Origin of the sequence: Nostoc sp. DedQUE12b (assembly GCF_034530835.1) — a bacterium.
Lineage (GTDB): Bacteria > Cyanobacteriota > Cyanobacteriia > Cyanobacteriales > Nostocaceae > Nostoc.
Window position 1 is genome coordinate 67,944 of the sequence record NZ_JAVRCI010000014.1, and the last position, 15,003, is coordinate 82,946.

10 protein-coding genes are annotated in these 15,003 nt (G+C 43.1%); all 10 read right to left on the reverse strand.

Features of this window, described 5'->3' with window-relative positions:
- Positions 1–355: 355 nt before the first annotated feature.
- The gene (locus RMY16_RS10030; RefSeq protein ID WP_322736229.1) at positions 356–3,649 is read right to left on the reverse strand and encodes an efflux RND transporter permease subunit; all 3,294 of its coding nucleotides are present in this window, start codon (positions 3,647–3,649) and stop codon (positions 356–358) included.
- An 18-nt stretch (positions 3,650–3,667) separates the two neighbouring features.
- The gene (locus RMY16_RS10035) at positions 3,668–4,930 is read right to left on the reverse strand and encodes an efflux RND transporter periplasmic adaptor subunit (protein ID WP_322736230.1); all 1,263 of its coding nucleotides are present in this window, start codon (positions 4,928–4,930) and stop codon (positions 3,668–3,670) included.
- A 941-nt stretch (positions 4,931–5,871) separates the two neighbouring features.
- The gene (locus RMY16_RS10040) at positions 5,872–6,270 is read right to left on the reverse strand and encodes a signal peptidase I (protein WP_322736231.1); all 399 of its coding nucleotides are present in this window, start codon (positions 6,268–6,270) and stop codon (positions 5,872–5,874) included.
- Positions 6,260–7,342 carry a galactokinase gene (gene galK, locus RMY16_RS10045; RefSeq protein WP_322736232.1) on the reverse strand — a complete coding sequence of 361 codons (1,083 nt, stop codon included), beginning with the start codon at positions 7,340–7,342 and terminating at the stop codon, positions 6,260–6,262. The genes RMY16_RS10040 and galK overlap by 11 nt, the downstream gene beginning before the upstream one ends.
- A gap of 5 nt (positions 7,343–7,347) precedes the next feature.
- Entirely contained in the window at positions 7,348–8,436 is a 1,089-nt protein-coding gene (locus RMY16_RS10050) for a M24 family metallopeptidase (protein ID WP_322736233.1), read from the reverse strand.
- A 318-nt stretch (positions 8,437–8,754) separates the two neighbouring features.
- Positions 8,755–9,348 (reverse strand): DUF3226 domain-containing protein, encoded by a 594-nt coding sequence (locus RMY16_RS10060; RefSeq protein ID WP_322736234.1) that lies wholly within the window; start codon positions 9,346–9,348, stop codon positions 8,755–8,757.
- Entirely contained in the window at positions 9,345–10,520 is a 1,176-nt protein-coding gene (locus tag RMY16_RS10065) for an AAA family ATPase (RefSeq protein ID WP_322736235.1), read from the reverse strand. Before RMY16_RS10065 ends, RMY16_RS10060 begins: the two co-directional genes overlap by 4 nt.
- A 99-nt stretch (positions 10,521–10,619) precedes the next feature.
- Positions 10,620–11,720: a galactose-1-phosphate uridylyltransferase gene (gene galT, locus RMY16_RS10070; RefSeq protein ID WP_322736236.1), complete on the reverse strand. Its 1,101-nt coding sequence runs from the start codon at positions 11,718–11,720 to the stop codon at positions 10,620–10,622.
- A complete protein-coding gene (locus tag RMY16_RS10075) occupies positions 11,699–13,555 on the reverse strand; it encodes a glycoside hydrolase family 2 protein (RefSeq protein ID WP_322736237.1) in 1,857 nt (618 codons plus the stop codon). The genes galT and RMY16_RS10075 overlap by 22 nt, the downstream gene beginning before the upstream one ends.
- Positions 13,556–14,688: 1,133 nt before the next feature.
- On the reverse strand, positions 14,689–14,871 hold the full coding sequence (locus tag RMY16_RS10080) for a hypothetical protein (RefSeq protein WP_322660999.1): 183 nt from the start codon (positions 14,869–14,871) through the stop codon (positions 14,689–14,691).
- Positions 14,872–15,003 lie beyond the last annotated feature (132 nt).

A 15,003-nucleotide genomic window follows, 5' to 3' on the forward strand; every position in this document is an offset into this window, starting at 1 on the left:
ATTAACAAGGCCGCGGCCGCATTCACAATACAAGCCAATGTATTAACAAGGCCGCGGCCGCATTCACAATACAAGCCGATGTATTAACAAGGCCGCGGCCGCATTCACAATACAAGCCGATGCATTAACAAGGCCGCGGCCGCATTCACAATACAAGCCGATGTATTAACAATAGACCTGCCTTAAAAATAGAGGCTGAAACAACGCAAAATCTTTCCAAGATCATTTTCATTGTTCCTTGTGAGCGCAGCTCATGGAGTCTCTTGCAAAAAGCAATGAAAGCAAGAGGTATAATAACCAATCTTTTGTCTTGACGGCGATTCATCGCGTTTCTTGCCTTAACCCTCTTCCTTTTTTACTTACTCGAATCATTACGTTTGTTATCATCAGCATTCTGCTTGATAATTACAGATGAATGTTGATGAGCATTCGTCGTTCCCGCAGCGTCTCCAACTGGAGTTGGCATCGCTCTTGATTGTCCATCTTCGTTTCCATCTGGGGATGGCGGTTGGGAAGGTTTAGCAGGTTTTTTCTTCAAGAAGCGTTCTTCTAAAGTCTTGATGATTACGTACAGGACTGGAACAATCAGCAAACTCAAAATCGTTGCTACGAGTAACCCGCCAAACAAAGCTGTTCCTAACGACCAGCGTGAGGCAGAACCGGCTCCGGTGGCAATTACCAGGGGGAAAAATCCCAGCAAGGAGGCGCTTGAAGTCATTACAATCGGTCGAAATCTTTCTTGCGCTGCGGTTACGGCTGCTTGTCGAATTGTCATACCTTGTTCAAGACCTTGATTGGCAAACTCGACGATCAAAATTGCGTTCTTCGACGCTAGTCCAATCAGCATCACTAAGGCCACGTTTGCGTAGACATCATTTACCAAACCGCGCAAAGATAAGGCACTCAATGCGCCTAACAACGCTAACGGTACAGTTAACAAAATAATCGCCGGATCGATATAACTTTCATACTGAGCAGCCAGCGTTAGAAATACCATAATGATCCCGAAGCCAAAAATCAAAATCCCCAAGTTACCTGCACTTAATTCTTCGCGAGCGGTTCCAATCCAATCACTGCCAACCCCCTGTATTGCTGCTTCAGTCACCGCTTGTTGCATTGCCTGAATTGCCTGTCCACTACTGTAGCCCGATGCTTCTCTACCTTGTAAATCGATCGCGCGGAAGCCGTTGTAATGGGAAATTACAGATGGGCCTGTAGTAGGTGTGATTTTTGCAACTTCACTCAATGGAACCATTTGGTTATTTGCCGATCGCACATAAAGCCGCTGAATATCATCTGGCGATCGCCGATAGTTAGCATCTGCCTGAACATATACGCGGTAGCTACGCTGTCCCAAGGTAAAATCGTTAACATACTGGGAGCCAATTGCAGCCCCAAGTGTGGTGACAGCTTGTTGAAAATCGATGTTAAGCGCTTCTAAACGAGTGCGATCGAAGTCAATTTGAAACTGTGGTGTACTAGCAGTAAACTGTGTAAAAACGCCGCCTTTGAGCGCTGGTTTTTGATTTGCTTGGGCTAGCACCGCTTGAGCATTCGCAAAAAAATCATTGATTGTTAATCTTCCGTTGGTACGGTCTTCTAGCTGTAACTCAAATCCCCCTAAAGTACTAAAGCCTTGAATCGGTGGGGGACTGACTGCGGTGATAATAGCTTCTGGAATCGTTGCAAATTCTTTATTTATTCGGGCTAAGATTCCAGAGGCAGTTTGATCGGGTTGAGTGCGCTCCTCCCACGGCTTGAGTTTTGCAAAGAACACACCGCGATTTGAACCACTACCTGCAAAGCCAAATCCCGAAGTGGCGAAAACGTTACTCACCTCTGGTTCTTTTTCGAGAATTTGTTCGAGTTTGGTAATTACTTGGTCGGTATAGTTGAGGGCAACTCCATCTGGCCCTTGAATAATACCTAAGACAATTCCCTGGTCTTCACTCGGAACAAATCCGGTGGGAACATGGGTAAACATAAAATAAGTTGCAGCTAAACCAACCACAAATAATCCAATTACCGCATAACGAACGCGAATTAGAAAATTCACGATCGCTAAATACTTGTCAATAATCCATTGTAAAATTTGATTGAAACGGCCAAAAAACCAGCCAAGCGGGCCGCGTGCAGGTCGAGGCGGGCGGAGCAAAATTGCCGATATACTGGGACTAAAGGAAAGAGCATTAAACGTTGAGATGGCGATTGAAAAAGCAATAATCAACGCGAACTGTTGATACATTTTTCCTGTCGAACCTGGGAAAAATGCCACCGGGATAAAAACTGCCATCAATACCAACGACGTTGAAACTACCGCTCCGGTAAGTTCATCCATTGCCTCGATTGATGCTTGCAGTGGTCGCATTCCCTGTTCAACTTTGCGGGCGATCGCTTCAACAACGATAATCGCATCATCTACAACTAATCCTGTTGCCAAAATTAAGCCGAATAACGTCAAATTATTCAACGAAAATTTAAATATATAAGCGAATGCTAACGCCCCAATCAGTGAAACAGGAATGGAAACCAGGGGAATAATTGTGGCTCGCCAGTTTTGCAGAAACAGAAAAATCACCAGTACGACAAGAGCGATCGCTTCAACTAGTGTTTTCAATACTTCTTCGAGTGACGCTTGCACAAATCCCACGGTATCGTAGACAATCTGGGCTTTTAAGCCTGGTGGAAAGTCTTTCATCAACTCATTCATCTGAGCCTGAACATTTTTCGCCACATCCAGGGCGTTACTACCAGGTAACTGATAAATTGCTATCCCAATCGACGGCTTACCATTATTTCTGGCATTGCTGCTGTAAGTCTCCGAGCCAAGTTCTGCACGACCCACATCTTGGAGTTTAATTAAATTGCCATTACTTCCGGCTTGAATAACTAGATTTTCAAACTCTGACGCATTTTTAAATTGACCATTGACTCGCAACGGAATTTCATAACTTTGACCTGGAGGGATAGGCGATTGACCTAACGTTCCTGCTCCGGCGAGAATGTTTTGCGATCGCAATGCCGTAGAGACATCTGCCACAGTTAAGCCTCGACTTGCTAGTGCATTCGGATCGAGCCACAACCTCATTGCATATTGCTTTTCACCAAAAATTGTTAAATCCCCAACTCCCGGCGTTCTCAGCAGTTGGTCTCGCAAATTCAGATCGATATAGTTACTAATAAACAGCGCGTCATACTCATTATTTTCGGGATAAAGAGCATACACTAACAAAATACTTGTAGAAGATGTTTGTGCTGTCACACCGAATTGTTGCACCGTTGTTGGTAGGCGAGGTGTAGCACGGGCGAGACGATTTTGGACGTTAACTTGAGCAATATTTTTATCTGTCTGTGAGCCAAAATATACTGAAATTTGGCTACTACCTGCTGAACTGTTCGAGGTCATGTACTGCATTCCCTCAACACCGTTAATCTGTCGCTCCAGCGTAGTTGTCACCGCAGTTTCGACAGTTTCCACATCCGCCCCAGTATAGGAAGCTGAGACTTGAACGCGAATCGGCGCAATATCTGGCAAGTAATTAAGCGGCAGCAACGGAATACATACGCCACCGACAATCAGAATCAGTAGAGTGCAAACGGTAGTTAATACCGGGCGTTTAATGAAGGTATTCGCGATCGAAAAAATCATAAATTATCGATCCTGGATTTATGACACTGGTTGGATTGGTGCGCCTTCTCTAAGTTTGAGAATGCCAGAAGTTACAATCGTTTCGCCGGATTTAAGCCCATCGATCACTTGATAATTGGGCCCTTGAATATCTCCCAGGTGCACTAAACGCTGATGCACAACTTGCTGCTGTTTTCCATTGACGGTTTTGTTTTCGGTGACAAACACAAAACTTTGTCCACCAATGCGAGAAATTGCAACGGTGGGAATCAAGATACCTGGTTGTCGATTCCAAATCACGCGAGCTCTAACATATTGTCCATCGCGCAATCGCCCTTGTGAATTCCGAAAGCGGGCTTTGCTCAAAACTGACTGTTGGTTAGAACTTACATTTGGAGAAATGTAGCTAATCGCACCTGTACCAATCACTTGCTGGGTGGTGGGATCGATTAACTGCACGGGTAAGTTCGTTTGTAATTGGCGCAATCGATTTGAGGGTATAGAAAGATTAAGATCCAGTGAATCGTTTTGTGTGAGTGTGGTGATTGTTTGTCCGATGTTGACATAATCTCCAACCTTGACCGGAAATTCACCAACAACACCAGTAATGGGTGCTACCACTTGCTTGAAATTGAGGCTGACTCGCGCCGCAGCCGTGCTTGCTTGAGCTTGGCGGATATTTGCCTGTGCTTGGCGGACGGCTGCCCTAGCTGCTGCGACTTGCTTTTCGGAAGTTTGCAGGTCTGCTTGAGCAGTTTGTAAATTATTTCTACCAATGTCTAACTCTTGTCTTGCTATGGCTCCTTCGTTGACCAACTGTTGGCTACGATTGAACTGTGTCCGTTGCAGTTGAACATTTGCAGCCGCTTTGGTGCGTTGGGCTTCGGCTTGTTGTTGCTCTGCTTGAGCAGTAGCCAATGCTGCTTGCACCGAATTAGCAGCCGCGATCGAACTGGCGACATTGGCCTGAGCCTGATCTAAACTTAAAGATGCGATCGGCGTACCCTGCTGCACTCGCTGACCACTCGACACGAGAATTGATTCGATTCGACCCTGAGTTTGGGGCTGTAATATGACTTTTTGCTGCGCCTCCAACGACCCGACAAACTCGGAACTTTCTTCAATTGTGCCTGCGTCAATTGTCTGAAGTTTTACTGGCAATGCTGGCGGGGTTTGAGCATTAGCTGCCGGATCGTTTTTTTGACAACCACTCGTCAATGCTGTGAGCATTAGTACGATAACTAATACTGGATTTGCAAGTAATAGGCTTAAGTATTTAAGTAGATAATCACGTTTTGGCATGAAACAAAATACTGATTAGTTAAATTTATACACTGTATAATTTTTGCGTCTAAATTCAAGGGATTAAGAAAGCCTCCAGCTTTGCTGCAATACAGCATAATTCAGAATTCAGAAGTAATATTATGTCCGCTTGATTACTTATTAAACCGGAATCACCCCACCCCCAACCCTCCCCGCAGGCCTACGGTGTACACACAAGTTATCGAATCACTACCAGTCCTCGAATTACCCCACCCTAACCCTCCCCGTATGTATTGGGGAGGGAACGAGATTCTCTTGTTTCCCCCCTTGGAAAGGGCAGGGAACGACAAGATTCTCTTGTTTCCCCCCAATGCATCGGGGGGATTAAGGGGGGTAATTCGACTTGTGTGTACACCGTAGCCCCGCAGGCGGGGAGGGGAGACAAAGCACAGCTTTGGCGGGGTGGGGTTCTTTCCTTATGGGTAATTTGGCGGACATGACATGATATCAAACAGGTTTTATACCTGGCTTTGAGACTTAGCTTATGTACTTTACTAACTTGAAATCCGCAATAAACTTTCTATATGTCTAGATATTTTGTCGATCGCATTAGATGCATCTTTCATGAAAATCACGGCTTTACGTGAAACAAACTCATCTTCAAAAAATCTTTAGATTAATACTATGTGAGTTCGACGGATTAAAAAAAATACCAAAGATAGAGATAATTAAGTTTGTAGGGTAGATATCAAAGATTTTTGAAAATGATAAGTAAGTCGGCACAATAAAAGCAAACTGTGTAAAGAAAAGTAAACAAGGCTCAAACCCTTTTTCCTTATGCTTTGCCCGATCGCAACGATAATTATTTAAGCCAACCTACTTAAGTCTCTGACTTTGTATCTTAAATCTGATGTTGAGAAGCAAAGTAATCCTGACAAATGAAGTGAGCATCGAACCTAATTAAAATTAATTATGCTCAATTACTTAGCAAAATAAGTCTTTGCCACTCCAGCCAATTCAACACTATCCCCTGGCTTTGAAGGCCATCTGACAGTCAAAATAGTGCAATCGGACTCAGCAACCCACCAATGGGACACACCCGCACACCAAAGAACATAATCACCTTCACGAGATAATAAAATTTCTCTATCTTCAAATTGCAGGCGAAATTCTCCGTGAATGAGAATTGAAAGCGTCGCAGCTTGGTTATTTACCGCCCATTCAGTTCTACTTTCACCTGCTTTGTGAACAGCCCATTTTACTTCTAGCATTTCCGTGGAACGCGGATCGTCTTCAGGGGTGATAAAGTGACCCATGAACCATCCCCAACGATTTACACCTTCAACGCCTGCGTTTCCATAAACAACTTTAGGCTGCATCACTTAACTCCAAAGAAGGAACCAAAATTTGCCCGCTGTAACCTGCTTGCTTGTATTGTTCAAGAACATGAGTTGCAATATCTTTGCTCTGGCCTGATTTAACCAAAGCAACACAAGCACCGCCAAAACCAGCACCTGTAAGTCTTGCACCAAACACTCCTTCTGTTTTCTGCAAAATCTCTACTAATGTATCCAGTGCAGGTACGGACACTTCGTAATCATCTCTCAAACTGGCGTGGGATGCGTTCATCAATTCGCCAAAGTGCTCAGATGTTACTCCCTGCAATACTTCCAAGACGCGGTTATCTTCTGTAACCACATGACGGGCACGCCGCCGTAGAGGTTCGGGTAATTTTTCTGTTACCTCAACGTCAGTAATATCTCGTAGTGCCTTAACTCCTAGCGATCGCGCCGCCTCTTCACACTCAGCCCGACGCTGGTTATAACCGCTAGTGGCAAGGGTGCGGGGTACACCGCTATCAATAACCAAAATCTCCGCGTTGTCAGGCAAAGGCATCACCCGGCGTTCTAAAGTCCGAGTATCTAAAAACAAGATATGTTCAGTATCAGCCAAACTAGAAGCCATCTGATCCATGATGCCGCACTGCACGCCAGCATAATGAATTTCTGCTTGCTGGGCAAATTGGGCGATTTCAACGTCATCAATGGGAAGCTTCAGAAGTTGGCGTAATCCCCGCAGTGTTGCCACTTCTAAAGCCGCGCTACTAGACAAACCCGAACCCATCGGAACCGATGATTTGACGTACACAGAAAGCGATGGTATTTTGTGTCCTGCTTTTTGCAAAACCTCAATACAGCCAAAAATATAACTGGCAAATCCAGACGGGGAATGGTTTATATCTAAAATGCTCACTTGCTCGTTGAGATTTTCCGAGTAAAAGTGATGATGACCATCGCTACTCAAACCTAGCTCTACCGTCGTAGATTGAGGAATCGCAGTTGGCAGAACGAAGCCATCGTTATAGTCGGTATGTTCGCCTAGTAAATTTACTCTTCCTGGCGCACTGGCTTCAGTTTCAGGTGGTTTACCAAATACTTGTTGAAAGTCCATAATTTTTAATTGTACAAAGGTACAGGGCGTAACCTTCCTTCTACCTCAACATTAGGAAAATTTGGATCGAAAGTTAAATTTTCCAACTTTCCATCCTTGAGAATCACAAAAGTATCTTCAATCTTTGCCCCTGCTAAACTAGGGTTCCAAGCAACAGCAATACCTTCTGTCAAAGTATCAGTAGTAGTTGGATTGGCGACGATTTCTCGCGCTAGATATCCAGTGGTTCCTCCTTGGTGATGTTCGCGGATGGCATTGGGAAATCCATGCTGCTCATAAGCCTGAGCTAGGGCGTGATAAACTGCATCGAGACTGGTTCCGGGTTGGCACAAATTCAAAACTACTGCTTCTATTTCACGCACATGGGAATGTAATTCGGCTCGTTCGTCTGAAAGCTTACCAAAACAAACAAATCGAGTCAGATTTGCATACAAACCGTAACCTCTCGCGCAAAACACCAGCATCGCTTGCTGTCCAATCTGTTCTGCGGTGGCTGTTGCATGACGGTATAGCGGTAAACGCCTCTCACCCGCTACCAGTGTCAGCGCTGGATGTAACCCTTGCGCCCATAAAGCCTCTGCACCCGCACCCGCTAATTGATATTCTGTCCAACTTGGCTTGGCGGCTTTGAGTACCTCTGTCATTGCAAGGCTCGCTTTTTGCCCGACTTGACGATATCGCTCTAATTCACTTGACATCATTACCCGTTTATAATTTTGCAGAGTTGGGGGTAACGGTTTTTCTAAATTGGAGATGGGGCGATCGCTAACTGTTTTTCCGCCGCCAGTTACATCACGAACGAAAGCCTCACGGGCAGCATAATCAGCCCAAGGGTTGACATATACCTTAAAATTAGCTGGCAGTTCTTCATCCTTAAGACGCTGCGCTTCAATTTCATCCGTCAATACCCAAGCCTCGTCAGTAGTTATTAATACTTCTGCTACGCCAGTTTCAGCAGTCAGCAGCACGGTATTAGAAGCACCAGCCGTTGCCCAAGCAAACCAGTCTGTACCACGCAAACGCAAGCCTTGCACTTCAGATTCACGCAAGGTTTGCCTGATTAACTCTAGCTTCTTGGAGACTTCTTCGTTCATAGGAAAAACACAGATAGATACAGATAATTATCAAATTTATCTAGGTCTGTCTGCGTCTGTCTGAGGTTGGTATTCCAAATGGTACACTAGCGATCGCAATTACTGCTGGATTACTCCTGCTTTAATATCTGCGGAATATAGGTTATAAATTTAACAAACCTCTGAAAAATGTAGTTAAGTTTTGAATTACTGGAATTTCCGATGTTTCAGCACCAATCCAATGATTATCACTAATACTTGTTTGATTAGTCTTACCTGGTTTCAAAACACTTACAACCGTGGCAATTATAGCCTTTTCTTGATCAAACGGTTTCCACTTTAAAGGCTTTTTATTTCTTCTTCAGAAAATTTATTTATATACTCTCTTGCTCTTTGCATATATTCAGGATAAACCAAATCTCCACAATCACAAATCAAAGTATCTAACACACCTTGTTGAGAATTATCTGGTAATATGTAAATTCCCAATCTTGGTGATCCTGCTATTACATTACCACTTTGACTAACTGTGGTGGGAAAATCAGGAAAATATTCTTTAAAGCCTTGATAATATTCTTCTGCAACTTGATCAGGTCTATCTTTATCAGCATCAGCTACAATCGCAAAAGCAAAAAGACTAGAACAATCAATATCAGATAATTTATCTTTCAAATTAGTAATTAAATTACTTCCTTCACCTGCATATATAGCCAAGGATATTCGGTCATTATATAATATTGTTGGCATATCTAATCTTAAATATAATTTTCCTGTTTTTGGAGGATATACAGGAATGAACTTGCGCCAAATTCCATTTAATTCAGATACATTACCGTCAAATTTAGAAAAGCCCAATAATTTACATAAAATTTTAGATATAAAAGCTTGATCATGATTTCCCTCAACACCAATTAAAACATATTCCCTACTCACCAACGCACCTCCTGACCTAATTCTTCTCTTAACCGTCTTAATCTATGTCCATCATGTCTGATTACTCTTGTTTTTTCTTCCTTTGGTTCTAACCGATAAAGCACTAAATCTGAATCAGATTCGGTTACTTCTAATAAAGCATCAACAGCTTCAAGACTATGGGTAGTTGCAAATAATTGAACATCCATTTCTGTACACCATTTAACCAGCCACTGAAAAGAACTTTGTAAGGCTTCCGTATGAATTGTTGATTCTAATTCATCAATCAAAAGAATACCACCTTTTACGCTGGCAAGTTTCAGAGCTATATGCAATAAACGACGAATACCATCTCCAAAAGTGCTAATCGGTGCAAGTCCTAGTTTTTCATGTTGAATATAAATATTAAATTGAGAACTAATAGATTCTGGAGATAGTAAAATTTCGATATCGGAAATGTTTGTATCCATCTGTTGTAATAATTTTACAACATCAGATTTAAAATTTTGAAACCTAGCTTCTGAAAGTAATCGAAATTGACCAATTGCTGAACGATGAGATGATGGTGTAACTGTGGCAGTATTCAAACTAGGCTCTCTGGTTCCTGAGAGTCTATATAAAGGTTCATCCTCCCATAGTGAAAAATATTCAACAAAAGTAGGTGATTCACCAAGTAAAGTTAACAGATGATCATTTTTTAATATCTCTATTTTTAAATCAATTCCCTTCCGAACTCCTGGGCTGTCTTCAGTTTCAATTTCTTGCTCATTATCGTTACCAATCTCTTCATCATTTGTACCACTAATATTTCTTGTATTGTTTCCTTCAGATAAACGTATTCCCTCCATTTCTTCATAACTTGCTATCAAATTCTTGACAGGAAATAAACCAGTGCTAGAAATAAGAATAATTGGTTTATAAGGTTCTACAGCAAACGAAGTATGATTTGTAAATAACCATCTTAGTGCATCAATAAGCGGAGTGCGCGCTCTAATATCCTGCTCTCTTTGACGTGCTGTACTCAGCCATGCTCTAATATCTAATGGATGACAGTAAATAGATAATGCTTCCAAAACACTGGTTTTACCTGAGTTATTAATACCAACAAGTAGGTTAATACGTCCGAGATCCTTTAGTTCTAAATCTCGAAGTCCTCTAAATTGATGAATTGTAATACTTTCTAAATTGCTCATAAGACTATTTTATCTCAAGCCTTATATCATAGATTATTTTTATGAACAATAAGCGCATCTTATGACAGATGCGCCTTGTTTTACTTGTATATCTTTCCTTTATGTGGAAATCAGCATTTCAATATCTACAGCCACAGCCTGTAACTCTTTCGCTTTCTCCTCTGGCAAAGCATCATTGGCAAACATTCCGGCTGCGAGTTCGGTTCCCGCCAGATATTTCAGCCTTTCGCTTGTCCGATATGGTGGAAAAAACTCGGCGTGTAAATGCGCTTCAGGATGCGCTAAACCGTCAGTTGGTGCTTGGAACCAAGCCATCAAGTAAGGAAATGGGCGATTCCACAAACCGTCATACTTGAGAGTGACAGTTTTTAACGCTTTGGCAAGTCCCCAACGTTGTTCTGGGGTAAGTTCCGTAAAAGTACCAACTGGCTCTTTTGGTGCAATCCAGACTTCATAGGGGTAACGAGCGCAGACTGGGACAAATGCGATCGCATACTCATCTTGATAAATAATCCGTTGATTGTCTGCAATCTCCTTTTGAATCAAGTCTTGCAGTAAACCCCGTTGATGTTCTTTATAATACTCCTGCTGCATTGCCAGCATTCGCGCTGGAACAGGCGGTATAAAAGGATAGGCGTAAATTTGCCCGTGGGGATGGTGCAATGTTACACCCACCTCTACCCCTTTATTTTCAAAGGGCAGCACATACTGAATTTCAGGATTTAATCCTAGTTCGCGGGTGCGATCGCCCCACACTTCTAACAGCAAATCTAGATGATCCAACTGTAAGGAACTCAGAGAGGCGCGGGCATCTTGAGTAAAAACCACTACCTCACAGGCTCCACTAGCTGGTAACGTTTCCACGATTATATCAGGTGGATTGTTGGCTGTCAGACTCATTGAAGGAAAGCGGTTATCGAACACTGCCACGTCATACTTACCTTGGGGTAGTTCCGTTGGAAACTCAGGGTTGGTGGTAGGTGCGAGGGGATTATATTCTGGGGGCGGCATGAATGTCCGCCCTTGACGGTGACTGGCATAAGCTACCCATTCCCCCCGCAAGGGGTGCCAGCGCAGGTGGGGATTAGCTTGCACTGGCTCATTACTAGGGCTAGTAGCTTCTAACTGACTAGTAATTGGGTAGCGACTGTATAACTTTAGTTTGCGTCCGTCGGGCTTTAACAGCTTGTGGGAGTACATAAACCTTGTCCTGAGAGGGTTGCTGCGCGGATTGCCTCAATGGGAAATTTCGGCGTGCGATCGCCGTACAATAAACCGTTAGCTTCTTGGAAGGTATCAGTTAATTGTGTGTAACAGAATCCGCTAAATAGCTCAATGTTATTAACTGTTTCCAAGAGAGCCGCGTATTTCATTTCTAATTCGGAGATATTCGAGCAGTTTTCATACCCCCAAGCTTGATCTGCATGAGGTTGATCGAGAGGGGCATAAGCAATACCACCAAACTCGGTCAACATTACTGGTTGTCCCTGGTGGGGATAGTTATCTAAGGTGAGGATACGTCCTCCAGGGCGGCTACGCTCAAATAAATCCGATATCTGAATATCCGGTCTGTAGCGATGGGCTAATCGCTCAGGGTGGCGGTCATAGTCGTGAATAGCGAGGATATCGGTATCCGTACTTTCCCAACCATCGTTACCAATTACTGGGCGAGTCGGATCGAGAGTCTTGGTCAAATGATACATTGCCAAAACGTAGTTACGATGAGCCGCCGTCTCAGTCAAATTTGGCACACCCCAAGATTCATTAAACGGCACCCACGCCACAATACAAGGATGGCTAACATCTCGCTTGATGATTTCTGTCCACTCACGCGTCATCCGTTCCACGGCTTTCGGCGTAAAGCGGTAAGCACTGGGCATCTCCTCCCATACTAACAACCCTAAAACGTCTGCCCAATATAAAAAGCGGGGGTCTTCAATTTTTTGGTGTTTGCGTACTCCGTTAAAACCCATAGCTTTGACGAGTTCTACATCACGTCGTAATGCTTCGTCATTGGGTGGAGTCATTAATGTCTCAGGCCAATAGCCTTGGTCGAGAACTAGCCGGAGATAGTAGGGGCGACCGTTGAGCATAAAGCGATCGCGTTGAATGCTGACAGTCCGCATCGCTGTATAAGATTCCACTTCATCTAAAAGACGATCTTTATCCCATAGCTGAATTTGGGCATCTATCAGCGTCGGCTTTTCTGGACTCCACAGTAATTCATTACGGCAGTCGTCAATACCCGGATCGCTCAGAACAATGCGACGGCAAATTTCCCCATTGAATACTTCATAACTATCGCTTGCTAACACGCGATCGCCAGCGCGGAGTTTAATTTTAATTTGTACACCCGAAGTCGGTAAATTACCAGCCAGCCCAACTTCAAACCCAATTTCCCAGCGTTCGCAGTCGGGAATCCAACGAAGATTACCGATATAAGTCTCACCTACGCGTTCCAGCCAGACAGTCTGCCAAATACCGCTCGTGCGAGGATACCAAATACTATGTGGTTTCAATTGCCAATCTTGTTTACCACGAGGTTTGGCGAGATCGTGCGGATCGTCTTGCGCCCACACTGTTACCTTTGTTGTACCAGTGTCATTTAAGGCATGGGTAATATCGAGACTGAAAGAGGTGTGTCCGCCTTCATGCTCGGCTATGTATTTATCGTTTACCCACACACGAGCGCGATAGTCTACAGCGCCAAAATGTAACACTAATCTACCGTCCCCTGGTGGTGTTTCAAATTCGCGCTCGTACCAGCAGTTTGGATGAAACCCGTGATCATTAATCCCACTTTTGGTAGATTCGGGCGCATAAGGAACTTCTATATGATGAAACCATTGGCTAAAATCGCCGGGTTCAACGCATTTTCCTTGGTCATCAAATGCGAATTTCCACTGCCCATTTAAAGTTTGCCAGTGCGATCGCTTTAACAATGGTCGGGGGTGTGCTGCTGTTAAGTCCACAAAATTACTATCAGTTTTAGAGGCTAATTTAACCTCAGGATTTTCCAAATCTAACAATTTCATCAAATTTCCTCCTTATCCATAACTCAATCAACCCCTGCTATAGATTAAATCCAGACCCAAATATTGGATTCCGGTACATAGCATGAGTTTTTATCCAATCGATGAACGACGGATCGAGCTAGCAGCATTATATTTTTTTGTAGTCAATACTGATACCTTCCCCACTTAGGTGTTGAAGTATAGCAATAAGTTTATATACCCCTAGCTCGTGACATTATGGCATACACATTACCAATCTTTGCCAGGTTATCTAAAAAAAGCATTAAATTTAGGTGCCTAATTACTATCATAAATCTGCCACAGAATAAAGTACGTGTCATGAAAATTTTATTTATATAAATTGCTTAAGTAAATTTTTTAAAATCATTTATTAGTCAATAAGCATTAGCAAACAAAAGAAAAATAACTAAAATCAGGTTATATAAGGGAATAACGGAACCATTCATCGCATATTGCTAGATAAATAGTCTTTTTACCTGCAACCACGCCAATTTTGAAAATCAAGTCAAGTTTGCCAGTGCAAGTGCAACTGAGTTGCACAGATGCTTGGTGGCATCAATTAAGCCTGCTAGTGATTGGTATCGCAAGAGACACTACAGAAACACTTGCATTTGTTGCATCCTAAGCGCTACATCTTAGATCCTTGGGTAGAAAACAGCTCAAACCTTTATCATTCAAGTAATGACTGCTAACAGTTAACTTCATACCATTGAAGGTTATGTTGTCCGGCCAGGATTACACATTCTCAGTTACGAGCAACTCAAGTTGCTACGAGAGCAAACACAGCATCATTTTCAGCTTGAATCTCTAGTTAGCCAAGGTATCATTAAGTTGACTGGTTAATAATTGTCAACTCACTTGCAATTCATCTCATCACCTACCCAATAACCCGGATTTCTCACCACATCTCTCAAAACCTTGTGCAGGGGAGGAGGGGAGCAGGGGAGAGTTCTTGTACAAGTTTTTTTCCCTATGCTCCTCGGTCATTGAGCGTAGCCGTTGGTGTGGTCACTGAGCCTAGTCGAAGTGCAGCCTCTCGTAGAGAAGTGCTGCCTCTGTGCATCTCTGATCTCAAGCTTGTGAGAAATGCGGGATAAGCAGGTGATGAGATGAATTGCTGTATTAGCTAAGTTCTAAGTAGGTGAGTTTGAACGCTCTATTTGCTGACGAATGGTATCAATAGAAGCATTAATACCAGCCAGTTTGGACTCTAAATCATCTCGCATCCAAATCAAGAATTTTAATTTCCGCTCTAAGCTAGCTTTGTGCGAAATGGGTTCGCTTCCATAACATGGATTACCCCAAAAAGGAAACATAGTTTACCTCTAAATTTAGCTTTTGTAAGAGTGCAATACATTGCACCATTACATTCTGACGAATAACAATCAGACTGGTGTAGGTAACAACCGACCATTATTGTGCGTGCTTAACGAACTTTTGCTCAAAGT